Source organism: Sporosarcina sp. Y1004, from assembly GCF_057669665.1.
Map to the genome: position 1 here is coordinate 197,425 of NZ_JBYHFQ010000002.1, position 21,324 is coordinate 218,748.

Below are 21,324 nucleotides of genomic sequence, written 5' to 3' on the forward strand. Positions count from 1 at the left end.
ACCTACCTATTTATCAAACTATGGAGAGGACTGTTAACATGCATCCGTACCATCATCCGTTATTCGTAAATTTCATTGTTTATTTTAACAGTAATCAAGACTATTTTGAATGTCATGAAGTACTGGAGGAATATTGGAAGTCTATTCCTAACAGAGATAAAAGCCACCCTTTAACCGCTTATATTCTCCTATCCACTGGAATGTATCATTGGCGTCGTGGTAATTTGAACGGCGCTATTCGAACGCTTGATAAAGCGATGGCAAAATTACCGGCATCTGAGATAGACACTCCCGCCTTCACAGACGAAATTGAATTCCATCTACTTATCCATAATTTAAAAAATGCAATCAGTCGATTGAAACAGCAACTCCCATTTGAATCGTTCCCGATTGTCATCAAATCGCCTACACTAACTAAACTCGTTCATAAAGCGGAACAATCTATGGAACTACTTCCCTTCGGTGATGATGCTGTCATTCATAAACATATGCTAAGAGACCGTAGTGATATTCTTAGAGAACGCGAAGAAAAGAAGAAGGGCAGATATTAATTATCTGCTCCTTCTTCTTTCTGCGTACATTTTTGTATAAATTGTACAGTTTCTTCCGTACCAACGCATTTCTGTTCAGGAAATAATGCCTGTACCTTTTTCACCATTTCCTTGCCGATCCCTTCACCACGAAAAGAGGGGTTGACGGAAATATGTTGCAAAGTGTACATTCCATCACCTAATTCAAGCCCAATAACACCGATAAAGTCGTCATCTTTTTTATAAAGATACAACTGCCATTTATCATCTGTTTCGTATTGGTGAATCGTGTCCTGCAGTTTTTTCACTGTTTTATCGCCGGGCATATACGAAAGTAAGCCCATTGCAATTTTTTCATTTATTTTCTTATAGCGTAGTAGTATCACTTAAATCCCTTCTTTTCTGAAAGTCCTTTCTGTTTCTAAAGGACTGACTGCGTTTTCCAATGATAAGCCTTGTCTATTATCGAGGATCGAGGACTGGTGCGACGAACCTCCAGTATACCGCCCCCCACATAATAGCTGCAACTACAATAAAGGCAAGCAGGAGGATATTGCGTTTGTTCAAATCTTCTCCCCCTGTCTAATTTGCTGCAACGGAATGTCGAGTCTGACAATATCTTCATAGGTCTCTCTACGAACAACCAGCTGGTCGACTCCTTTTTCGCAGAATACAATGGCAGGTTTAGGAAGTCGGTTGTAATTACTAGCCATAGAATAGCCGTAAGCTCCTGTACAGAAAACAGCGATAATATCGCCTTCGACAGGTTGTGCCAAATAAGCTTCTTCAATCAGCTTGTCCCCCGACTCACAACATTTCCCTGCTATCGTTACTTTATCATCGTGAGGCTCATTCATACGGTTTGCTGAGACCGCAGTATATTTTGCACCGTAAAGTGCAGGTCGTATATTATCTGACATTCCTCCGTCAACCGCTATATAAGTACGAATCCCTGGTACTTCTTTTGCGCTTCCAGCAGTATAAAGAGTCGTACCTGCATCTCCAACTAGCGATCTGCCCGGCTCTATCCAAACTTCAGGCATAGGGTAATTATAGCTGCGTGTCATAGACAAAACCACTTTTGCCATTTCTTCGATATATACTGACGGTTCAAGCGGTTTGTCTACCTCTGTATACCGAATACCAAAACCGCCGCCCAAGTTCAGAACGGTACATATGAATTGATGATTTTCTTGCCAGTCAACCATTTTCAACATAAGAGCTTCTGCAGCTAATCGAAATGCATCCGTCTCGAAAATCTGAGAGCCAATATGACAATGCATGCCCAGTAAGTTGATATAAGGATGATTGTACAGTTCGAGAAAAGCCTTATCTGTCTGACCATTTTTTAAATCGAAACCAAACTTGGAATCTTCTTGGCCAGTTGTAATATAATCATGCGTCGAAGCTTCTACTCCCGGTGTTACCCTAATAAGCACGTTCATCTTTTCTTCACGCGATTCCGCGATTTCTTTTACTAATCCGATTTCAGAAAAGTTATCGATAACAATACAGCCTATTTTTTCGTCGAACGCATACTGTAGCTCCGTAAAACTCTTATTGTTACCATGGAAGTGAATTCGATTGCTTGGGAAACCTGCAGCTACTGCTGTATACAGTTCTCCTCCAGAAACGACATCAAGAGAAAGACCTTGTTGTGCTGCTATTTCATATATAGCAATCGACGAAAATGCTTTACTCGCATAAGCGACTTGTGCACGGATGCCAACCTTTTCGAAAGTCTCTTTAAAAGCTTTTGCCCGTTCACGGAACAAGTCGATATCATAAACGATAAGTGGTGTTCCATAAGTATGTGCAAGATCAACCGTATCAACGTCACCTATTGTTAGGTGGCCTTGTTCGTTGATCGATTGAGTTCCGTATAAATGCATATTGCCTTCCCCCTCGACTTAGATAATTAAAACTTTATCATATATTGAAGGGTTGAAGCAACGTCTAGGACACACGGTTTCGATTAGGTGAGTTCGTTATGAATGGTCTGGGAGCATCTGCAGTCATCGGAAACCTTACTAGAACACGCAACATAGCTCTCGGGAAAAATGGGACAGCGGGCCATAAATACGGTATGCCCATCGGCTTTAAAGAACATAAATAGTAAAATAGTACTGCAACAGCTATGAAAAATCCAGGTGCTCCAAGAAGTGCTGTCGATAACAAAATGCATAATCGGAAAATCTTTGTTGTCAAACTTAATTCGTAAGAGGGGATAGAGAAAGTGAAGATTGCGCTAACCGCTACATACAATACGACTTCCGGAGTGAATAATCCAACATCGATTGCCACTTGTCCAATCACAATTGCGGCGACAAGTCCCATCGCGGTCGACATCGGCGTCGGCGTATGAATAGCTGCCATTCGGAGTATTTCGATACCTCCATCAGCAATGAGGAGCTGAACAAGAAGTGGGATGTCCCCAAGGTCTTTTGGCCCGATGTAACTGAGGAAATCTGGTAAGTATTGTTGTTTCGTCGCGAGCAAATACCAAAATGGCAAGAGAATGAGACTCATTACTGCTGCAAAGAAACGCATTAACCTGACCATTGTTCCGATAAGCGGTGCCTGGCGATATTCTTCGGCATGTTGAAGATGATGAAATAAAGGCGCAGGTACAAGTATGGCTGAAGGTGACGTATCAACAATAATTGCGACATGCCCTTCTAGCAAATGAGCCGCACATATATCTGGGCGCTCTGTAAAACGTACAAAAGGCATTGGGTGAAAACGCTGTTTCATGAGAAATTCTTCAAGTGATTTATCTGTCATCGTTAGACCATCATGACGAATTGCATCCAATCTTTCCCGTACATACGTTAAATGCTCTTCACTAGCCGCTCCTTGCATATATGTAATGGCGACGTCTGTTTTTCCATTCATCGACACTTTATGCATTTCAAACCGTAAATCTTCTGTTCGAATCCGCCTTCTGACGAGCGCTGTATTTTGGATGATATTCTCCGTAAATCCGTCTCTAGATCCTCTGACAACTTTTTCGTTATCCGGTTCGTCAGGCTGCCTGCCCGGATAAGATCGTATATCAATCGTAAATGCATAACCATCAGGTGTTACAAAGCCTGCCATACCACTTAGAATCGAAGTTAGTAACTCGTCAGTATCTTTTACATTTGAAACAGCATGATATGGAAAAAAAGAGAGGAAGCGTTCCCCTCCATCTTCCACATCGTCGTTTCTCTCGTTATTCCTCTCGTTACTTCTTTCGTTATTCCTTTGCATTTCCGTCAATAACATTGTTATCGTGAGACCGTCAATAAGTCCATTAATATAAAACAGCATTGTTGGCATTTCCCAAAGGTGCAACGACCTGGCGGTGGCATCGAACGACTTGTCTTTGCCAAAACATCTATAAAACCATTCTTCAGCTTCATTCATTGACTGAAATAATTTTTCCATTAGTTCAATCCGTCCTCACTTTTATAATACTTTCTTCCGGGTCTGCACCCATCCATTGTTTTAATTGTGCCAGGATTTTCTTTTCAAGCCGTGACACTTGTACTTGTGATATTCCAATTCTTTCCGCAATATCACTTTGTGTACAATCCAAATAATAGCGCATATAGATAATCGTCTGATCTCGTTTATTCAACTTGGATATGACATCTCGAAGCGGGATGTGATCGAATACTCTCTCGGATCTGTCATCGCGAAGCTGATCCATAAGCGTTAGGCTATCTCCTTCACTTTCATAGAGCTGCTCATGAAGTGAGGCAGGATCGCGCAAGGCGTCAGATGCTAGAACGATTTCGTCGACTGTTACTTCAAGTACTGCCGCAACTTCTGAAATAGATGGTGATTTACCATGTAATTTGATGTAATCATCGGTTGCATGACGAATTTTAAAACTAAGCTCCCGGATTGACCGACTCACTTTAACCATTCCGTCATCCCTAAGAAAACGCTGAATTTCTCCAACAATCATCGGGACGGCATATGTCGAAAATTTAACTTCATACGACAAATCGAACTTATCAATGGATTTCATAAGACCGATACAACCAATCTGGAACAAATCTTCAGGATCCGCGCCGCGGGAAGAAAATCGCTGGACGATGGACCAGACGAGCCGCGTATTCCCTTCTACCATCATTCTTCTTGCTTCTTTATCACCTTCTTGTGAAACTTTGATGAGTTCCCTCATCTTTTCCTGGGTCAACAAAGCGGGTTTCACTTCAACAGATGCGTCCATGGGTCACCTCATTCTGCTTGCTTCCGGGACCGGAGAAAACGTTTTTTCGAACTTGACGGATGTTCCATTCCCTAGTACAGATTCGACAGATACACTGTCGGCGAAACTTTCCATTATCGTAAATCCCATTCCCGATCGCTCCATGAACGGTCTTGTCGTAAACATCGGTTCCATTGCCTGCTCTACGTCAAAAATACCCATTCCTTCATCTCGGACCGTCATTGTCACTCTATTTCCTTCAATCAATGCATGCAGGGTGACTAGACTCTTCCCATCACATTCGTAACCATGAATAATCGCATTCGTTACAGCTTCTGAAACAATTGTCTTAAATTCAGAGATTTCTTCGATTGTCGGGTCCAACGGCGTGATAAAACACGTCATTGCCATCCTTGCAAGCGCTTCATTTTCTTCAATAGCGACGAATGATAACGTCATTTCATTGTTCATGTAATACCCCTCCAATTTCCCCGATCGCGATATCGACCGTGCAATGCCTTATATTCGGTCCCAGACCAGAAAATGTAAATATCTTCTCCATTGTTACGGATGGATTTAATATGAGTGTTTCCCCTTCAATAGGTGCTAAATCACGCATCCTGCCGAGAATGAGTCCTATTCCTGCACTATCCATGAAACCGAGATTTGCCAAATTCCAAATCACCGCCTTGACTTGTCCGCTAAAAATAGATGACGAAATGTGGGAACGGATTCGATTTGCCTCATGATTGTCCAATTCCCCTCGCAGTGTTGCAATTAAAATTCCATTGTCAATAATTTCGATGTCAGCCATGCTGAACCCCCTCCTTCCTGCAAATTATTCCACAACTGGAGGGTAAAAACCTTACACTTGACAGAACTAGTCAAAGTCATTGAAAGGTTCTTATATTTCGACATTGCCAACTACTAGTGAAAGTATGTACGTCTTCCAATCGATTTACACATGAGAGAAAAAAGAATTAGTTGACGCGGATTCTCGGGTGGGCGGCGGATATTCTCGAGCGGTTGGCGGGAGCTATTGGGCGGTCCACTACATAGCAAAAAAGCTCCCCCCACCAATAAGTATTTGGTGGGGGGAGCTATGATTTCAATTACTATCAGCCCGTTATCATATCTCCGATGAGACGCGGACCTTCTACTGCTACTATTCCTACAGTAATATGTTTTTGTATAAGTTTCATGGATTGTTCTACATTTTCTGTATTTGAATGAATGATGGCGAGCGCTTCACCTTCTTGCACAGCGTCACCAATTTTCTTAGTTAACACAATTCCTACTGCCAGATCAATTTCAGCATCTTTGGTGGCTCTTCCTGCACCGAGGAGCATTGCGGCAACACCGATGTCATCTGCGTCCATCTTCGTAACATAACCTGATGATAACGCCGGTACGACTATTTGGTATTGTGCGGTTGGCAATAATGAAATATCATGTATGACCTTACCGTTACCACCTTGTGCTTCTATCAATTTACCGAATAATTCAAGCGCTGAACCATCAGCAATGACGGCTTTTAACATACTCCGAGCTTCATCGATTGAATCTGCTTTTGCTCCAGCTACAATCATTTTGCTACCAAGAACGAGACAAAGTTCTGTCAAATCTTCTGGACCATTCCCTTTGAGCGTTTCAATTGCCTCAATCACTTCAAGAGAGTTTCCGATTGCAAACCCTAATGGCTGACTCATATCAGAAATGACTGCCATCGTATTTCTACCGACCTGCTTTCCAATGGCAACCATTGAATGCGCCAGCACTTTTGCGTCTGCTTCCGTTTTCATGAATGCGCCGTCTCCGGTTTTCACATCCAAAACAATTGCATCTGCTCCTGCAGCAATTTTCTTACTCATAATGGAACTTGCAATTAGTGGAATACTATTAACCGTAGCAGTCACATCACGCAAGGAATACAGTTTTTTGTCGGCAGGCGTCAAGTTGCCACTTTGACCAATGACCGCCAATTTTAAATCATTCACTTGCTTTACGAACTGTTCTTCAGTTAGTTCAATGTGAAACCCTTCTATCGACTCTAGCTTGTCGAGTGTCCCACCAGTATGACCAAGCCCCCTGCCGCTCATCTTCGCGACGGGAACGCCGCATGCTGCAACCAGTGGGGCAAGTATTAGTGTTGTTGTGTCGCCAACACCACCGGTAGAATGTTTATCGACTTTTATTCCTTCGATTGCAGACAAGTCGATTTGGTCACCAGATTCTACCATCGCCATAGTTAAGTATCCTTGTTCTTCCGAAGTCATCCCTTTGAAATAGACCGCCATAAGGAATGCACTCGCTTGATAGTCAGGAATCGATCCATCTGTATATCCATTCACGAAGAATGTAATCTCTTCTTTCGTCAGGGCGTAGCCATCTCGTTTTTTCTCAATTACATCAACCATTCTGAACAAAATCATCACACCTCTTCTAATAAATCTAAGAAACTCTTGCCGAATTCAGGCATTTTCACATTAAAGTTTTCTGCAATCGTCGCGCCAATGTCTGAGAAAGTTTCATTCTGCGGCATGGCTCCACCCTTGTTAAATGATGGTGAGTAAATAATAAGGGGAACATATTCCCTTGTATGATCTGTACCTTCATGGACGGGATCATTGCCGTGATCTGCAGTTAGGATTAGCAAATCATTCGGACGCATTGCACTCATGATTTCTGCGAGTCTCACGTCGAACTCTTGCAGAGCATTTCCGTAACCAAGCGGATCCCTGCGATGCCCAAATAATGCATCAAAATCAACCAGATTCGTGAAACTGAGCCCCGTGAAGTCTTTTTTCATAACATCCAACAACTTATCAACACCGTCCATATTGCTGACAGTACGTACCGAATCCGTTATTCCTTCTCCATTATAAATATCAGAGATTTTTCCAATTGCAATCACTTCATAACCCGCATCTACCATTTCATTCATGACGGTACGACCGAATGGCTTCAATGCATAATCATGGCGGTTCGTAGTACGTTCGAAATTACCCGGTTCACCGATGAACGGACGTGCAATAACACGACCGACTAAAAACTCGGGCTTCATTGTTAATTCTCTTGCTATTTCACAGATTCGATATTGTTCCTCAATCGGGATAATCCCCTCGTGCGCAGCGATTTGCAATACTGGATCCGCCGACGTATAGACAATTATTGCGCCGGTCTCCATATGTTCTTGACCTAACTCATCAATAATTCCAGTACCACTTGCCGGTTTATTGCCAATTACTTTCCGACCAATGCGTTGTTCTAATTCTGAAATCAGTTCTTGTGGGAAACCATTTGGATATACTTTAAATGGTTTGTCTATATTGAGGCCCATTATTTCCCAATGACCCGTCATAGTATCTTTCCCAACAGAAGATTCCTGCATTTTACCAAAATAGCCTCTGGGTTCATTCACAGGAGGGATGCCTTGTATTTCACTAATATTGGAAAGCCCAAGACTGCCCATAATTGGCATATTTAATCCCCCCATAGCTTCACCGATATGACCCAGTGTGTCTGCACCTACATCACCGAAAAGATGTGCGTCTGGCGATTCCCCTATCCCCACGGAATCGAGTACGATTAGATGGACGCGTTCAAATTGTTGTTTTTTCATTATATTTCCTCCATAAATTACGATTTCTTTAGACTTTTAAGCTCTAGGATGAAACTTCACATAGACGTCTTTCAACCTGGATCGGCTGACATGCGTATATATTTGTGTAGTTGAGATATCGGCGTGACCGAGCATTTCTTGAACTGCCCTTAAATCTGCGCCATTTTCGATAAGGTGTGTAGCAAAAGTATGCCGCAGTATATGTGGTGTCAACTCTTTCTGTATACCCGCTTTTAAGGCATGTCCATTCAACAGTTTCCAACAACCCTGTCTAGTTAGTCTAGTTCCCCTCATATTAACGAATAATGCTTCAGTTCCTCTTTGTTTCTCGATAAAAATCGGTCGAGCTTCTTCTATATAGCGCTTACATGCCTCGATAGACTTGCCTCCAAGCGGGATAATTCTTTCCTTACCACCTTTACCAAATACACGGACGAATCCCATAGATAAGTGAATATCATCCATATTAAGTCCAATCAGTTCACTTACCCGCATTCCCGTCCCATATAAAATTTCAAGTAAGGCCGTATCTCTTACACCCTGAGGCTTAGAACGATCTGGTGACTCAATCAACTTGTCTACTTCTTCCATCGACAAAATACGCGGTAACTTTTGTTCAAGTTTCGGTAATTCCAAATGGACGGTTGGGTCTTGCGTTGTTACTTTTTCCCGAAGTAAAAATTGGTGAAACGAACGAATGGATGAAATATGCCTGGATATGGTTCGTGGTGATTTCCCGCCTTCTTTCATCTTTCGCAGATGACTTAGTATTGCTGGACGGTCAACGTCATCGATTGATTTATAACCTGCTAGTTCCATATTCCCCATATATTCATCAAGGTCCCTTTTATATGAAACAATTGTATTTACGGATAATTGGCGCTCCACTTTCAGAAAGTGCATATAATCCTCCAGTGCAAAACCGCTATCTTTCATAAACGGCGGGAAACATAAATAAAAATTCCTTCTGCTTTCAATTTAAGCAAACCCCTTCCCCCTTTTACCAGTTTCAGGAATACAGTACATAATGATGTGCGCCACTCAGCTCTTAATAGCGAGACATAAAGTTGGCGACCGTAACCTAGACACAAAACCCTCATTCTCTTCAACCTTTAAGTAATACATGAACCATTTTTCACAACTTCAATTTCAATGAAAAAAGGACAGCTTTATGCTATCCTCTGTTTCAGTCTCCACTTTCATCAGTGTTTGATTTACATCTTTTACAAATGCCATGAAACGTTAACCAGTGGTCTTTAATTGCGAATTCAAAACGGTTCTCAACAATTTTTTCAACATCTCCGAGAAGATCCTCCTGAATTTCATCCACTGCTCCACATTCGATACATATAAGATGGTGATGAAAATGCGCAGCGCCTTCCTGCCGCAGATCATATCGCGATACACCGTCACCAAAATTGATTTTATCGACTACCTTTAGATCTGTTAGCAATTCTAGCGTTCGGTACACAGTAGCAAGCCCGATTTCCGGTGCTTTCTCTTTAACTAGCAAAAATACATCTTCAGCACTCAGATGATCTTCCTCATGCTCAAGGAGGACCAAAACCGTCGCTTCACGCTGAGGCGTCAGCTTGTAGCTGGCCCCGTGCAATTGTTGTTTTATCCGATCGATTCGGCTCTCCATACGACGCCCCCCTCAAACTGACTCCATTATAACAAACGGTCTTTCCTTATGACAACAGAAAGGGAGCGAGGAGTAAAATGGCGAAACTGATTTTCTATCTTAAAATGAATTGAAAAACGATAATTTCGATGGCTATTACAGCAGTTGAAACACCAATAATTGTCGGTAACGCACGCGTATTGGGTCTTTTCCCAATTGTTGAACGCATAAAGTATGGCGGGCTGAGGACAGCACAATACACTAGAAACATGAAACAAATAAGAAACTGAAAAGGGAACCACCAAATCGAATACTCCATTATTTTCATTCCTGAAGCAAGCAAATACGCGGATGATAACCCAAACAGAACACATTTTACAGCACCGAGAAATAAGACTGTGAACCGTGTTTTTCTAAACGACGACAACCCGAATGCAACGACAAAGAATAATGCTGCCGTTCCTACAGGTCTAATATAGCCTGCATCATGACCTAGAACAACGCGAGCGTCATAGAAGGTAACCACTCTTTCCACTGCGGTCATAGACATCTCACGAAATAAAAGCGCCCCTCCAATATAACCGATCGCGAGAATAACGAATAAATGGATGAACGATAAAGAACGGACCATAGCTGCACCTCCGCATAGTTTGTACAACATATGCTTGTCCGTCCAAAATTAGTTCACTTTGTTAAAAGGTTTTTAGCGTAAAGAATAGCAAAGGCCGTTTTGGCATCAAAAATATCCCCGGCTGTAACCATTTCTTCCGCTTCCTTTAGGGTCACTTCCAGCAGTCCAATGAATTCATCTTCATCGCCAGAAGCAGGATTGTCGATTTTATATAAGTTCCTTGCCAAGTAGATGTGAATGATTTCATTCGCAAAACCGGGTGAAGTCGCAAATGATTGAATATATGTAAAATCTTTAGCGCCATACCCTGTTTCTTCTTCAAGTTCACGGACCGCTGTGATCTCAGGTTTTTCTCCAGGATCGATTTTGCCGGCAGGTATCTCAATTAATATACGATCCAATGCTTTTCGGTATTGTTCAACGAGAACGATTTTCTTCTCTTCAGTAATCGCTAGGATTGCGACCGCACCCGGGTGTTTGATGAGCTCACGCATAGCGCTATTCCCGTCCGGCAGCTCTACCTTTTCAACGCGCAAAGTGATCACTTTTCCTTCATACAACGTTTCACCTGAAATTGTTTTTTCTTCGTAATTTTTCAATACAATCAATCCCTTCAAATGGTATTTCTAATGGAGTCATTGTACCATGGGAAAAACAGGGGGTGTTCTTATGAAGAAAAGAGAGTTGGGTAATAGCGGGCTTTTCGTCTCTGAAATTGGATTCGGCTGCATGTCGCTTCCTAATGATTTTGATGAATCAAAAAGGATTGTTGATGCTGCCCTACATGCGGGCATAAATTATTTTGATACTGCGGATTTATATGATGCCGGTAAAAATGAAGAACTTATTGGAAAAGCTTTGAAAGGTAAGCGTCAAGAAATTATCCTGGCTACAAAAGCGGGAAACAAAATGAACGCGGATGGTAATGGATGGACATGGGACTCTTCTAAAGAACATATTATGGCTGCCGTAAAAAAGAGCTTGTTGCGTCTAGGAACAGACTATATCGATGTCTACCAGCTTCACGGGGGAACGATGGAGGACAATGTTGAGGAAACGATTGATGCATTCCAGAGCTTGAAAAAAGAAGGTCTGATTCGTCAATATGGCATTTCTTCCATTCGTCCAAACGTCATTAAACGATTTTTGGAGAGTGGTTCCGCAGTCACAGTCATGATGCAATATAATTTACTTGACCGCAGACCTGAAGAATGGTTTCCAATGATACACAGCGCTGGTGCATCTGTCATTACTCGAGGAACGATAGCCAAAGGTTATTTAACTTCGGAAGGATTATCAAGAGCCAGTAAAACGGACGGATTTGTCGAATATGATACAAATGCGTTAAAACAGGTACTCGTATCGCTCGATAGCAAATCAGAAGATTTACATGCAGCTGCAATTGCATTCGTACTTGAAGATAAAACGGTTGGTTCTGCACTTATTGGTGCTCGTACAACTGAACAATTGCTCGATTCCATAATTGCTTACGAGAAAAAGGTTAGTGAATTTGAAATGGCTCAACTAAGAAACATCGCAAAAAAACATGTATATAAAGAACATCGCATTAAGTTGTAGATTGTTGGCATTTAAAAGCAGTTCACCTTGCTACAAGATCTTGGGTGTGTTATGTTGTCTAGACGTCAGAATGTAACGAGTGATATAAATGATAAAAATGAGTTCACCAAACACTATATTTTTAAAACAAAATCCCTTGACTGGAATCAGTCAAGGGATTTTGTTTCCTTAAGACAACTTGGTAATTATATGCTATTTACAGTGAGAAAGCACCTAGTTTAAGTTATGCAAGGAGGAGACTTTTTTGGATGAACAAAAATACAAAGATCTTAAATTAGGCGAACGTGGTGCAATAATAAGTATAATTGCATATATATTTCTTTCTGTATTGAAGATAACTATAGGAAATATTACTGATTCAGAAGCTTTAAAAGCAGATGGTTTAAATAACACCTCCGACATCATTGCTTCCATTGCCGTACTTGTTGGGTTAAAACTCTCTCAAAGACCACCAGACAAAAACCATAAATATGGACACTGGAAAAGCGAAACAATCGCTTCTTTGCTTGCCTCTTTCATCATGATGGCAGTAGGTATACAGGTATTAATCAGTGCAGCCATCACTTTTTTTCAAGGGGGTAATGAATCTCCAGATATACTCGCTGGATATGTCGGTATTTTTTCTTTCGGAGTAATGTATGTAGTATACCGTTACAATAAAAAGCTTTCAGAAAGAATAAATAGCCAAGCTATCATGGCCGCTGCAAAGGATAATATATCAGATGCTTGGGTAAGTATTGGTGCAGCAATTGGGATATTTGGCTCCCAATTAGGCATGCCATGGCTTGATCCGCTTACTGCCTTAGTTGTAGGATATCTAATTTGTAAAACTGCATGGGATATTTTTAGTCAAGCCTCTCATGATTTAAGTGATGGATTTGATGAAATTGAAATGATTGTCTATAAGAATACAATTCAAGCGGTACCCGGCGTTCAGAAAGTAAAAGAAGTAAAAGCTAGAAAGTATGGTAACAACGCAGTTGTCGATGTGGTCATTCTTGTAGAATCATCCCTAAATATTAATGAAGCGCACAGTATTTCGACATCAGTTGAAAAAGTATTAGTAAATAAACATGATGTATACGACGTACACGTTCATGTGGAACCTAATTCGAATCCGGAGCAGGATTAGTTTATTGAGGAGTGTTAATTATGTGGAAGTACCTAATAATACTCGTATATTGTACTATTATTCCGGGCTGTCAAGGAGACAATAGTGAGGCAATAAACCAGATAGAAATGCTTCATTATTGCTGATAGCATACTATTTTAACACTTGGTGATAATTGTTAAATATGTTTAAATTTAAGGATTCGCATATGCTATTGGACTATGCACAGTCGATTTTATTAGTTCTTTATATCACCCATGATACTATTCTTCTCTTTTATATCCTTAGAAACAAAAAGCTTCATCCCCGGAAATTGGAATGAAGCTTTTTGTCGTGGTTACGTATTTATTATCGAGCACCAATTAGTTCTTCATAAGTAATCTCGATCATTCCTGGAATCTCAGTCGGAGATACCCCCAATAAGTCGCAAGGACGTCCAACCTTTTCTATTTTTCCATCTTTAACTTTAACGATGCGGTCCGCAAGTGCGTGGGCATCATTTTGATTATGCGTGACAAAAATTGCAGTTATTTTTGCTGCCTTGAGAATCCTTCGAAGATCTTCACGAATTTTCACTTGCAAATCTGTATCCAGGTTACTGAATGGCTCATCAAGAAGAATCAGTTCAGGTTCCGGAGCTAGTGCCCGTGCAAGTGCAACCCGCTGCTGCTGGCCCCCACTCAACTGGTGAGGATACCGTTTTTCAAATCCTGTTAGTTCAACGAGTTCAAGCACTTCTTGTGCACGCTTTTTTTTGTCTTTCCTAGTCATTTTCGGGAGCCCAAATAGAATATTTTCCTCAACACTCATATGCGGGAAAAGTGCATAGTCCTGAAAAACCATACCGATTCCACGTTTTTCCGGTTGCTGGAACGTCTGGTCGCAAAACATCTTCTTACCATTCAGAATAAATGAGCCTCCTGCCGGCATTTCTAGCCCTGCAATTAAACGAAGAAGTGTACTTTTTCCACTTCCACTGCGGCCAAGTATTGAAATAATCTCTCCTTTTTCCACCGTGAAGGAGAAATTATCGATCGTTTTCAAGGGGGATTTGGGATAAGAGAACTGCAAACTTTTAATATCTATAAACATATTATTCTGGCTCCTCTCTTAGTAACTTATGGAAAACAAAGATCGCAATCGTGCTAACACCTACAATTAATAATGATGCTTGTGATGCTTCCATAATCTTTTCATCACTTGCATATTGGAACGCCTTTGTCGCTAATGTATCGTAATTAAATGGCCGTAAGATTAACGTTAACGGAATTTCTTTTAGTATATCTACAAACACAAGAATAAATCCACTAATAATAGCGCCCTTCATCATAGGTACATCTATCTTGAAAAATGTTCGAAGGCTGTTTGCTCCTAGCATACGAGACGCATCACGGAAATCTGTTCCAATTTTATCAAAACCCGATTCAATTGAATTATAGCCGATTGCAAAAAAACGGATGACATACGCACTAATTAGCATAAACAAACTGACGCTCAATACAAGTTCTGAATCTGTACCAAAGAATCGATAGATAGGAGCGAGAAATCGGTCAAGCGCAATGAATGTTGTAATAACAGCCACAGCTACAACCACACCGGGTATCGAATAACCGAGGACCGTTAATTTCGGCAGTACTTTGGCAAACTTGTGATTGACAATTCGACTAAAGTTACCTACTACTAATGAAAATATAATTATTAAGAATGCACCCATTCCTGCAACAATAACAGAGTTTTTCGTATAGAGTAATACATCCTGCATTGGTACTTTACCAAACGTCAGTATAACCCAATCAATCAACTGAAGGATTGGTATAAAAAATGCCACACTAAAAATAATAACTGTGTACAACGTCGCAAATACCGCTTTCTTCCCCTTTAGTTTAACAAGTGGAAGTGGTCTTACTTTTGTCGTGGAGTAGCTAAATTGTTTGCCCCCTCGTAGTAAACGTTCAATAATCAGAATAACAATAACAATTCCCATAAGAGAGGCAGCTAGTTTGATGGATGACTCCAAATCACCAAGCCCGAACCACGTTTGAAAAATAGCCGTACTAAAGGTCTGAATTCCAAAATATTTCACTACCCCGTAATCGTTTAAAACTTCCAAAACTACTAGACTCACACCACCAATTATGGATACACGGGAAATTGGGATCACAACTTTAAAGAAGATTTCCAAAGGACCTTTTCCTAAAGTCCGCGCACTTTCAATTAGAGAAGCAGATTGATGAGAAAGAAAAATTCTCGTAATCATATATACATACGGATAAAGAAACAGTGTATAAATGAAAATCGCACCTGGGACATGCATAATGTCAAAATAGGCAGGATTCGGTGTGATATCGAAATGGTTACGTAGTGTCTTTTGAATGACGCCCGTGTAATTAATGATGCCGTGATACGTATAGGCACCAATGAAAGGCGGAATCGATAATGGAAGAATAAGCGCCCATTTCATAAAGTTCCTGAGCGGAAAATTATATTGGGCAATGAGCCAAGCGAGACTGAGCCCGATTGCAATCGTGAACAGCGCCGTAAAGAAAACGAGTGTGAGCGATGACTTTATATAGTTAAGAAGCATGAATTCCTTTATATGTGCCCAATTTTCACTTGCTGGTGAAAAAATGCCTACTACAATCGATATATTAGGTAAAAACAGCATGATGATAATGAGTATTGCACCAATCGTCCATCCGTTTACATTAGCTAAATGCTTGTTCATGTCAAAACCCATCCTTTACCTTTTCAGCAATAACCCCCTTGCCGGAAATACGGAAGGGGGCTCGACTTTTATTTCCAGCCGACTTCGTTAAAAATCATAATCGCTTTCGCGTTATTCTCTCCTAGAGTCGATAATGGTATATCTTGTTCTTTAAATTCTCCCCAAGATTTAAGGAGTTCTGAAGGCTCTACATTAGCATTCACAGGGAATTCATAATTCGCTGAGGCAAACTCGCCTTGCGCTTCTTCCCCAGTAAGAAATTCAAGTAATTTAAGTGCGTTCTCCGCATTTTTCGAACCTTTGATAACTCCAGCTCCACTAATATTTACATGTGTTCCCGTCGTTTCTTGATTTGGAAAGAAAACACCAAGGTTTTCTGCTACTTTCACTTCTTCCGGTTCTTCTGAATGAAGCATTTGACCGAAATAGTATGAGTTCATAATTGCGACGTCACCGATACCCGCAGCGATTGCTTTCGCCTGATCTCGATCTCCGCCTTCAGGATTTTGGGCAAAGTTATTGACGAGACCTTGTGCCCATTCTTTTGCTTCCTCTTCACCATTTATCTCTATGAATGAAGCGAGAAGTGACTGGTTATAAACACTTTCAGAAGATCGGACGAGAACACGCCCTTTCCACTTGTCTTCAGTAAGCGCTTCGTACGTGGAAAGCTCTTTAGGTTTGATTTTATCTTTATTATACACAAGAATTCTCGCACGTTTCGTCAAACCCACCCACATATCGTCAACATCACGCAAGTTCTCAGGTATTTGTTTTGATAAGATGTCACTTGACACGGTTTGAAGTAGTCCTTCTTCTTTCGCACGATACAGTCTACCGACGTCAGCTGTTAGTAATACATCGGCTTTCGTTGCAGATCCTTCACGCTTGATGCGCTCGATTAGTACATCCGCTTCGTCTTTTATGATATTAACTTTAATACCGGTTTCTTGTTCAAACTTTTTATATAATTCATTATCAACGTCATAATGACGGCTTGTATACAAATTCACTTCCGACTTCTCGGATTTCTTTGCATTTGTATCAGCACCACTATCCTTTTTAGTTGTACTTCCACAAGCGGCAAGTACGAGCATCACGGCAATAACGACTAAGAATAAACTTCTTTTCATGACATTCCAACTCCAGACATTTATTTTATAATTGAAAATGATTCTCAATCTCACTAATAATATATAATGAGATACATTGGAAGTCAATCTATATTTTATATTCAGTCAATTATAAGGCCAGCCTTCTATGATTTGCAAATGTCCCTACTAAAAAACCGCAGCCTCTCTATGTTAATAGAACAAGCAGGCGTCATGAAAACATATTAAGCTTTTTGCTCAGATAACTGTATTGATTTCTTCTTTTTCGAAGGAATAATTTATTTAAAGCAATTGCTGTTAAACTACCCGCAACAATACCATTAGGCATATGTGCATAGAGTTCATTTCAACAGCTGTTAAAGATTCATGATACTCAATGTACATACCGCGTACCACCAATGTGATATTGTTGAGAAAGCAACTAGATTTGGGAGGAAGAATTTTGACGAATCCACATTCCAACTATACAAGTAAGAAATTGAATTTCACTAAGAAAACGTGGATCCTCCTTATTGGTATTATTTTCATGGCATCCACGCTCCGTTCACCATTAACGACTGTTGGTCCATTAATTTCCTCTATAAAAGACAGCTTGACGATTTCCAATACACTAGCAGGGTTTTTAACAACCATTCCACTGCTTGCATTTGCACTAATTTCACCCTTCGCTCCGAAGATTGCACGACGCTTCGGGTTGGAATTGACATTATTCTTTTCTCTTCTATTATTGACTGCAGGCATTGTCATTCGTTCTCAGGGTTCAACGTCAAATTTACTTATCGGCACTTTCCTACTTGGACTTGCCATTGCGTTCGGCAATGTTTTATTGCCCAGTTTGATAAAACTCAATTTCCCGCTCCATATTGGCCTTATAACTGGCATTTATTCTGTAGCTATGAATATATCGGCGTCAATTGCAGTCGGTGTCAGTGTTCCGCTTGCGAGTGGAATGAATTTCGGATGGGAAGGTGCGCTTGGTGTATGGGGTGTTTTATCTTTCATTGCTGTGTTATTTTGGTTCCCTCAACTTAAAAATAAGAAAACATCAAAAGTGGATACACTCGCATCACTTAAAACAAAATCCGCTTCTCTATTGCGCTCCCCTATGGCTTGGAGCGTAACCTTTTTCATGGGTTTCCAATCTTTGTTATTTTATACAACTTCGGCATGGTTACCAGAAGTATTAAAATCTCAAGGATTGGATGCCGGCAGTGCTGGATGGATGGTTTCCCTCATGCAATTTTCACAATTACCCATGACATTCATCATTCCAATTCTAGCCGGGAAAGTAAAAGATCAGCGCTGGATTGTCGCAAGTGCTACGGTTTTATATCTATCGGGTTATATAGGTATTATGGTTGGTGAAACCGCGCTTGTTCCGTTATTTATGATTTTAATAGGTATTGCAGGCGGTGTAGCTTTTGGACTGTTGATGATGTTCTTCAGCTTACGCACTCGAACACCACATGAAGCAGCAAATCTGTCAGGCATGGCACAGTCTTTCGGCTACGCACTTGCTGCAGCCGGTCCTGTTTTGTTTGGTATTTTACACGACTTCACATCCAGTTGGACAATACCAATGCTGCTAATTATCATTTCAAGTATAGGTATTCTTATATCAGGCATGAAAGCAGGTAAAAATGGTTTCGTTACTCCTGAATAACGAAGGTAAAGCCGAAACTACAATAGTTTCGGCTTTTTTCTATTCAGAGATTTATATGGGATTGTCATTCGCACTAAAATATCGATCCTCCGCAGACTTAAATATAAATTGGAGCCATCAGACTTAAAAGTCGTAATTTGCTTCTTTTGCTTCTCTAATCTTTGTATAGGTTTCCGTTAACACAACGGTATCCTCTACTAAACGGTCAATCCGGAAGTGCACATCATCATTTACAATTTCTTTGCGAAGAAAGTCCTGCTCCTCAATAAATACGTAGGTTTGAACAATCTGTGCCTTCATATAGGCTAAAATCGGTTTTAACTGCTGCTCCGCAATCAAGTAATGCTTTGGTGAACCGGCAGTTACAAGCATGCTCACTACTTTATCCCGAAACGCATTGACCGGTAGTAAGTCAAAAATGTTCTTTAATGTCGCTGGAATAGATGCCTGAAAAATGGGTGTCCCAATGATAATTGCATCAGCTTCCATTATTGTTTTTGATACAAATCCTGTATCTCCTTCATAGTCCAAATAATTGCGCCCATCACTAAATTGAACGTTATAATCAGCTAAGTCTATTAATGTCACTGTTGCATTTGGATATTTTTCAGCAATTGATTCTACTGTGTAGTTCATGGCTGTTCTTGTTTTTGAGCCCACTATTGAACCCGATATTCCAACGATTTTCATGGTAGGATCCTCCTATTTTTTAGCTGTATACTTTTTAATTGCCGGTAAAATTTCTGTTCCAATCAGCTCAATGTTTTTCATTAATTTTTCATATGGCACTCCACCAAAATCTATTTGTGCGATATATCGTTGATGACCAAATACCTCATGCTGATAGAGAATTTTTTCAATGATTTGTTGTGGACTACCGATATTCATGACATCACGCGTATCTGCACCCTGAGCAAAGTGTTGTTTTGGATAACCTCGTCCGTTGATTAACTGCATCCCTTGATTAACATGAGGATACGAATCTCTCTGTGCCTGTTGAGTTGTTTCGGCAGCATAAAAAAATCCAGCTGTTGAAATCGGAAGCTCAGATGCTTCAAAACCGCTTCGCTCAGCAGCCTCACGGTAAGCATCGATAGAGCGTTTAAAACTTGTAGCAGGTCCACCTAAAGTCGCTAGAAACATCGGAACCCCCACGTGTCCAGCCTTGATTGCGCTAGCAGGCGGTCCACCAACAGCGCGCCAAATCGGCATGGAGCCATTTTGCGGACGTGGAATTACTAAAGCATTCTTTAATGGTGCACGGAATTGCCCACTCCAATTAACAACTTCCTCTTCATTTATCTTCAATAACAGTTCAAGTTTCTCTTCGTACAACTCTTCATAATCACGAAGATCATAGCCTAGTAAATCAAATAGCCCTACCCGTGAAGCACGGCCAGCAATAATCTCCGTGCGCCCATTTGAGATCAAATCAATCGTAGCGAAATCTTCGTACACTCGAACAGGGTCCGATGTACTGATAATTGTAGAAGAACTTGCAATTTTAATTTTACTAGTTGCTTGAGCAATTGCTGCTAATACAACTGAATGTGCCTGTGTTGCAAAATACTCCTGATGACTCTCCCCCACACTAAAAAAATCAATACCCGCTTGCTCAGCTAGCTTCGCTAAATCAATGATTTCATGAATACGTTGTTGTGCAGAAATACGTTCTCCAGTATGTGGATTCGGTATATGATCTCCTAGTGTATAAATTCCAAATTCCATTCCTTTACTTTGATCAATACGATATTTCTTCATTTTCCTGACCCCTCTCTAATTTCATTATTAACGTTAGTATAATCTTATAACGCACATCGTGTAAGTACACACTAAAAGGTGCCATAGTATCAAAAAGGAAACTAATGAGTGTGTTAAGATGGAAACACAACGATACGGTAAATCAAAAAAAAAAAAAAAAGGCGATATTCCGTTCAAATCCGAACGGAATATCGCCCTCTTTTTGTCATGTCTTCATTTCAGTTCACTTGCTAGAACCCGTTACGAGTCCGTTATATTTTATCAATTAGACCAATTCCTTGATAGCTATTTCATATTTGCTATGTGCCTTTGCCCAATCTTCTTCTCTGGAGTCTATTGGCTCACCATCAAGCAATGACTTTATGACGTCCAGACAAACATGCCATCCTGCAAGGTCTTTTGTTGTTTGTGGGGTTATCATTTTGAACTTTTCTGTAAATATCATTAAACACCCCTTTTGCTGCGGATGTAGTTCAAAGCGGACAACATCGCCGAACCAATCAAATTCAAGTACAGAATGTAAAGCATGCTCAAAAATTTCAAGTTCCTCAAACTTCCCGTCCTGCATGTCGAACTTCATGAATCCTCCTTTCCCAGGATTTCCAACACGCAACTCCTGAAACCACTTTTCTAGTTCCCTGTTATCCATCAACATTAACCATACTTTATCCACGGAATGTTCAAGAAGACGTTCATAGTGGGCGATGTATCCATTTTCAATCTTCTTAATGTCGGCTATTATCATAATTCTACTCCTTCATCTAGA

At 40.6% G+C, this 21,324-nt stretch carries 22 protein-coding genes; 4 read left to right on the forward strand and 18 right to left on the reverse strand.

Annotation, left to right across the window (positions count from 1 at the left end; genetic code table 11):
- Positions 1 to 20: 20 nt before the first annotated feature.
- Positions 21 to 551: a DUF309 domain-containing protein gene (locus AC25Y6_RS02650; protein ID WP_488141964.1), complete on the forward strand. Its 531-nt coding sequence runs from the start codon at positions 21 to 23 to the stop codon at positions 549 to 551.
- On the opposite strand, the gene AC25Y6_RS02655 is transcribed toward AC25Y6_RS02650, so the two are convergent.
- The 12 genes from AC25Y6_RS02655 to AC25Y6_RS02710 all read right to left on the reverse strand — a co-directional run bounded on the left by AC25Y6_RS02655 (position 548) and on the right by AC25Y6_RS02710 (position 11,207).
- Positions 548 to 916 carry a GNAT family N-acetyltransferase gene (locus AC25Y6_RS02655; RefSeq protein WP_482101916.1) on the reverse strand — a complete coding sequence of 123 codons (369 nt, stop codon included), beginning with the start codon at positions 914 to 916 and terminating at the stop codon, positions 548 to 550. The genes AC25Y6_RS02650 and AC25Y6_RS02655 overlap by 4 nt on opposite strands.
- 177 nt (positions 917 to 1,093) lie before the next feature.
- A complete protein-coding gene (gene lysA / locus AC25Y6_RS02660) occupies positions 1,094 to 2,422 on the reverse strand; it encodes a diaminopimelate decarboxylase (RefSeq protein WP_488141965.1) in 1,329 nt (442 codons plus the stop codon).
- A gap of 64 nt (positions 2,423 to 2,486) precedes the next feature.
- Positions 2,487 to 3,959, reverse strand: a complete 1,473-nt coding sequence (locus AC25Y6_RS02665; protein WP_482101918.1) for a spore germination protein — start codon at positions 3,957 to 3,959, stop codon at positions 2,487 to 2,489.
- Positions 3,960 to 3,963: 4 nt separating this feature from the next.
- Positions 3,964 to 4,752, reverse strand: coding sequence for a SigF/SigG family RNA polymerase sporulation sigma factor (locus tag AC25Y6_RS02670; protein ID WP_482101919.1), 789 nt, complete (start codon positions 4,750 to 4,752; stop codon positions 3,964 to 3,966).
- Between the two features lie 3 nt (positions 4,753 to 4,755).
- A complete protein-coding gene (gene spoIIAB / locus AC25Y6_RS02675) occupies positions 4,756 to 5,202 on the reverse strand; it encodes an anti-sigma F factor (RefSeq protein ID WP_488141966.1) in 447 nt (148 codons plus the stop codon).
- On the reverse strand, positions 5,192 to 5,545 hold the full coding sequence (locus tag AC25Y6_RS02680) for an anti-sigma factor antagonist (RefSeq protein WP_482101921.1): 354 nt from the start codon (positions 5,543 to 5,545) through the stop codon (positions 5,192 to 5,194). Before AC25Y6_RS02680 ends, spoIIAB begins: the two co-directional genes overlap by 11 nt.
- A 304-nt stretch (positions 5,546 to 5,849) precedes the next feature.
- Positions 5,850 to 7,163: a pyrimidine-nucleoside phosphorylase gene (locus tag AC25Y6_RS02685; RefSeq protein ID WP_488141967.1), complete on the reverse strand. Its 1,314-nt coding sequence runs from the start codon at positions 7,161 to 7,163 to the stop codon at positions 5,850 to 5,852.
- Positions 7,163 to 8,353 (reverse strand): phosphopentomutase, encoded by a 1,191-nt coding sequence (gene deoB / locus AC25Y6_RS02690; protein WP_488141968.1) that lies wholly within the window; start codon positions 8,351 to 8,353, stop codon positions 7,163 to 7,165. The genes AC25Y6_RS02685 and deoB overlap by 1 nt, the downstream gene beginning before the upstream one ends.
- Positions 8,354 to 8,389: 36 nt before the next feature.
- Entirely contained in the window at positions 8,390 to 9,289 is a 900-nt protein-coding gene (xerD, locus tag AC25Y6_RS02695) for a site-specific tyrosine recombinase XerD (RefSeq protein WP_482101923.1), read from the reverse strand.
- 250 nt (positions 9,290 to 9,539) lie between these two features.
- Positions 9,540 to 9,998, reverse strand: coding sequence for a ferric iron uptake transcriptional regulator (gene fur / locus AC25Y6_RS02700; protein WP_482101924.1), 459 nt, complete (start codon positions 9,996 to 9,998; stop codon positions 9,540 to 9,542).
- 94 nt (positions 9,999 to 10,092) lie between these two features.
- Positions 10,093 to 10,608, reverse strand: coding sequence for a hypothetical protein (locus tag AC25Y6_RS02705; protein ID WP_482101925.1), 516 nt, complete (start codon positions 10,606 to 10,608; stop codon positions 10,093 to 10,095).
- Between the two features lie 53 nt (positions 10,609 to 10,661).
- Complete coding sequence (locus AC25Y6_RS02710; protein ID WP_488141969.1) at positions 10,662 to 11,207, reverse strand: NUDIX hydrolase; 546 nt, start codon at positions 11,205 to 11,207, stop codon at positions 10,662 to 10,664.
- Positions 11,208 to 11,277: 70 nt separating this feature from the next.
- On the opposite strand from AC25Y6_RS02710, the gene AC25Y6_RS02715 reads away from it, so the two are divergent.
- On the forward strand, positions 11,278 to 12,186 hold the full coding sequence (locus tag AC25Y6_RS02715) for an aldo/keto reductase (protein ID WP_488141970.1): 909 nt from the start codon (positions 11,278 to 11,280) through the stop codon (positions 12,184 to 12,186).
- Between the two features lie 244 nt (positions 12,187 to 12,430).
- Positions 12,431 to 13,318 (forward strand): cation diffusion facilitator family transporter, encoded by an 888-nt coding sequence (locus AC25Y6_RS02720; RefSeq protein ID WP_488141971.1) that lies wholly within the window; start codon positions 12,431 to 12,433, stop codon positions 13,316 to 13,318.
- 327 nt (positions 13,319 to 13,645) lie between these two features.
- Here the strand turns inward: AC25Y6_RS02720 and AC25Y6_RS02725 are convergent, their stop codons facing one another.
- The 3 genes from AC25Y6_RS02725 to AC25Y6_RS02735 form a co-directional block, all read right to left on the reverse strand.
- Positions 13,646 to 14,389, reverse strand: a complete 744-nt coding sequence (locus AC25Y6_RS02725; RefSeq protein WP_482104475.1) for an ABC transporter ATP-binding protein — start codon at positions 14,387 to 14,389, stop codon at positions 13,646 to 13,648.
- Position 14,390: 1 nt separating this feature from the next.
- Positions 14,391 to 16,022 (reverse strand): ABC transporter permease, encoded by a 1,632-nt coding sequence (locus tag AC25Y6_RS02730; protein WP_488141972.1) that lies wholly within the window; start codon positions 16,020 to 16,022, stop codon positions 14,391 to 14,393.
- A gap of 68 nt (positions 16,023 to 16,090) precedes the next feature.
- Entirely contained in the window at positions 16,091 to 17,155 is a 1,065-nt protein-coding gene (locus AC25Y6_RS02735) for a Fe(3+) ABC transporter substrate-binding protein (RefSeq protein ID WP_488141973.1), read from the reverse strand.
- A gap of 421 nt (positions 17,156 to 17,576) precedes the next feature.
- Between AC25Y6_RS02735 and AC25Y6_RS02740 the strand changes: the two genes are divergently transcribed.
- On the forward strand, positions 17,577 to 18,797 hold the full coding sequence (locus AC25Y6_RS02740) for a CynX/NimT family MFS transporter (RefSeq protein WP_488141974.1): 1,221 nt from the start codon (positions 17,577 to 17,579) through the stop codon (positions 18,795 to 18,797).
- Between the two features lie 123 nt (positions 18,798 to 18,920).
- Here AC25Y6_RS02740 and AC25Y6_RS02745 read toward each other — a convergent pair whose 3' ends face one another.
- The 3 genes from AC25Y6_RS02745 to AC25Y6_RS02755 form a co-directional block, all read right to left on the reverse strand.
- Positions 18,921 to 19,487 (reverse strand): NADPH-dependent FMN reductase, encoded by a 567-nt coding sequence (locus AC25Y6_RS02745; RefSeq protein WP_488141975.1) that lies wholly within the window; start codon positions 19,485 to 19,487, stop codon positions 18,921 to 18,923.
- Between the two features lie 12 nt (positions 19,488 to 19,499).
- Positions 19,500 to 20,558 carry an LLM class flavin-dependent oxidoreductase gene (locus AC25Y6_RS02750; RefSeq protein WP_488141976.1) on the reverse strand — a complete coding sequence of 353 codons (1,059 nt, stop codon included), beginning with the start codon at positions 20,556 to 20,558 and terminating at the stop codon, positions 19,500 to 19,502.
- Between the two features lie 265 nt (positions 20,559 to 20,823).
- Positions 20,824 to 21,303: an SRPBCC domain-containing protein gene (locus AC25Y6_RS02755; protein WP_488141977.1), complete on the reverse strand. Its 480-nt coding sequence runs from the start codon at positions 21,301 to 21,303 to the stop codon at positions 20,824 to 20,826.
- Between the last annotated feature and the right edge of the window lie 21 nt (positions 21,304 to 21,324).

Excerpts from the sequence above, each read along its gene's own strand:
- AC25Y6_RS02650 (WP_488141964.1), top strand. The coding sequence starts at position 21 with ATGGAGAGGACTGTTAACATGCATCCGTACCATCATCCGTTATTCGTA.
- lysA (WP_488141965.1), bottom strand. The coding sequence starts at position 2,422 with ATGCATTTATACGGAACTCAATCGATCAACGAACAAGGCCACCTAACA.
- AC25Y6_RS02665 (WP_482101918.1), bottom strand. The coding sequence starts at position 3,959 with ATGGAAAAATTATTTCAGTCAATGAATGAAGCTGAAGAATGGTTTTAT.
- AC25Y6_RS02670 (WP_482101919.1), bottom strand. The coding sequence starts at position 4,752 with ATGGACGCATCTGTTGAAGTGAAACCCGCTTTGTTGACCCAGGAAAAG.
- spoIIAB (WP_488141966.1), bottom strand. The coding sequence starts at position 5,202 with ATGAACAATGAAATGACGTTATCATTCGTCGCTATTGAAGAAAATGAA.
- AC25Y6_RS02680 (WP_482101921.1), bottom strand. The coding sequence starts at position 5,545 with ATGGCTGACATCGAAATTATTGACAATGGAATTTTAATTGCAACACTG.
- AC25Y6_RS02685 (WP_488141967.1), bottom strand. The coding sequence starts at position 7,163 with ATGATTTTGTTCAGAATGGTTGATGTAATTGAGAAAAAACGAGATGGC.
- deoB (WP_488141968.1), bottom strand. The coding sequence starts at position 8,353 with ATGAAAAAACAACAATTTGAACGCGTCCATCTAATCGTACTCGATTCC.
- xerD (WP_482101923.1), bottom strand. The coding sequence starts at position 9,289 with ATGAAAGATAGCGGTTTTGCACTGGAGGATTATATGCACTTTCTGAAA.
- fur (WP_482101924.1), bottom strand. The coding sequence starts at position 9,998 with ATGGAGAGCCGAATCGATCGGATAAAACAACAATTGCACGGGGCCAGC.
- AC25Y6_RS02705 (WP_482101925.1), bottom strand. The coding sequence starts at position 10,608 with ATGGTCCGTTCTTTATCGTTCATCCATTTATTCGTTATTCTCGCGATC.
- AC25Y6_RS02715 (WP_488141970.1), top strand. The coding sequence starts at position 11,278 with ATGAAGAAAAGAGAGTTGGGTAATAGCGGGCTTTTCGTCTCTGAAATT.
- AC25Y6_RS02725 (WP_482104475.1), bottom strand. The coding sequence starts at position 14,389 with ATGTTTATAGATATTAAAAGTTTGCAGTTCTCTTATCCCAAATCCCCC.
- AC25Y6_RS02730 (WP_488141972.1), bottom strand. The coding sequence starts at position 16,022 with ATGAACAAGCATTTAGCTAATGTAAACGGATGGACGATTGGTGCAATA.
- AC25Y6_RS02735 (WP_488141973.1), bottom strand. The coding sequence starts at position 17,155 with ATGAAAAGAAGTTTATTCTTAGTCGTTATTGCCGTGATGCTCGTACTT.
- AC25Y6_RS02745 (WP_488141975.1), bottom strand. The coding sequence starts at position 19,487 with ATGAAAATCGTTGGAATATCGGGTTCAATAGTGGGCTCAAAAACAAGA.
- AC25Y6_RS02750 (WP_488141976.1), bottom strand. The coding sequence starts at position 20,558 with ATGAAGAAATATCGTATTGATCAAAGTAAAGGAATGGAATTTGGAATT.
- AC25Y6_RS02755 (WP_488141977.1), bottom strand. The coding sequence starts at position 21,303 with ATGATAATAGCCGACATTAAGAAGATTGAAAATGGATACATCGCCCAC.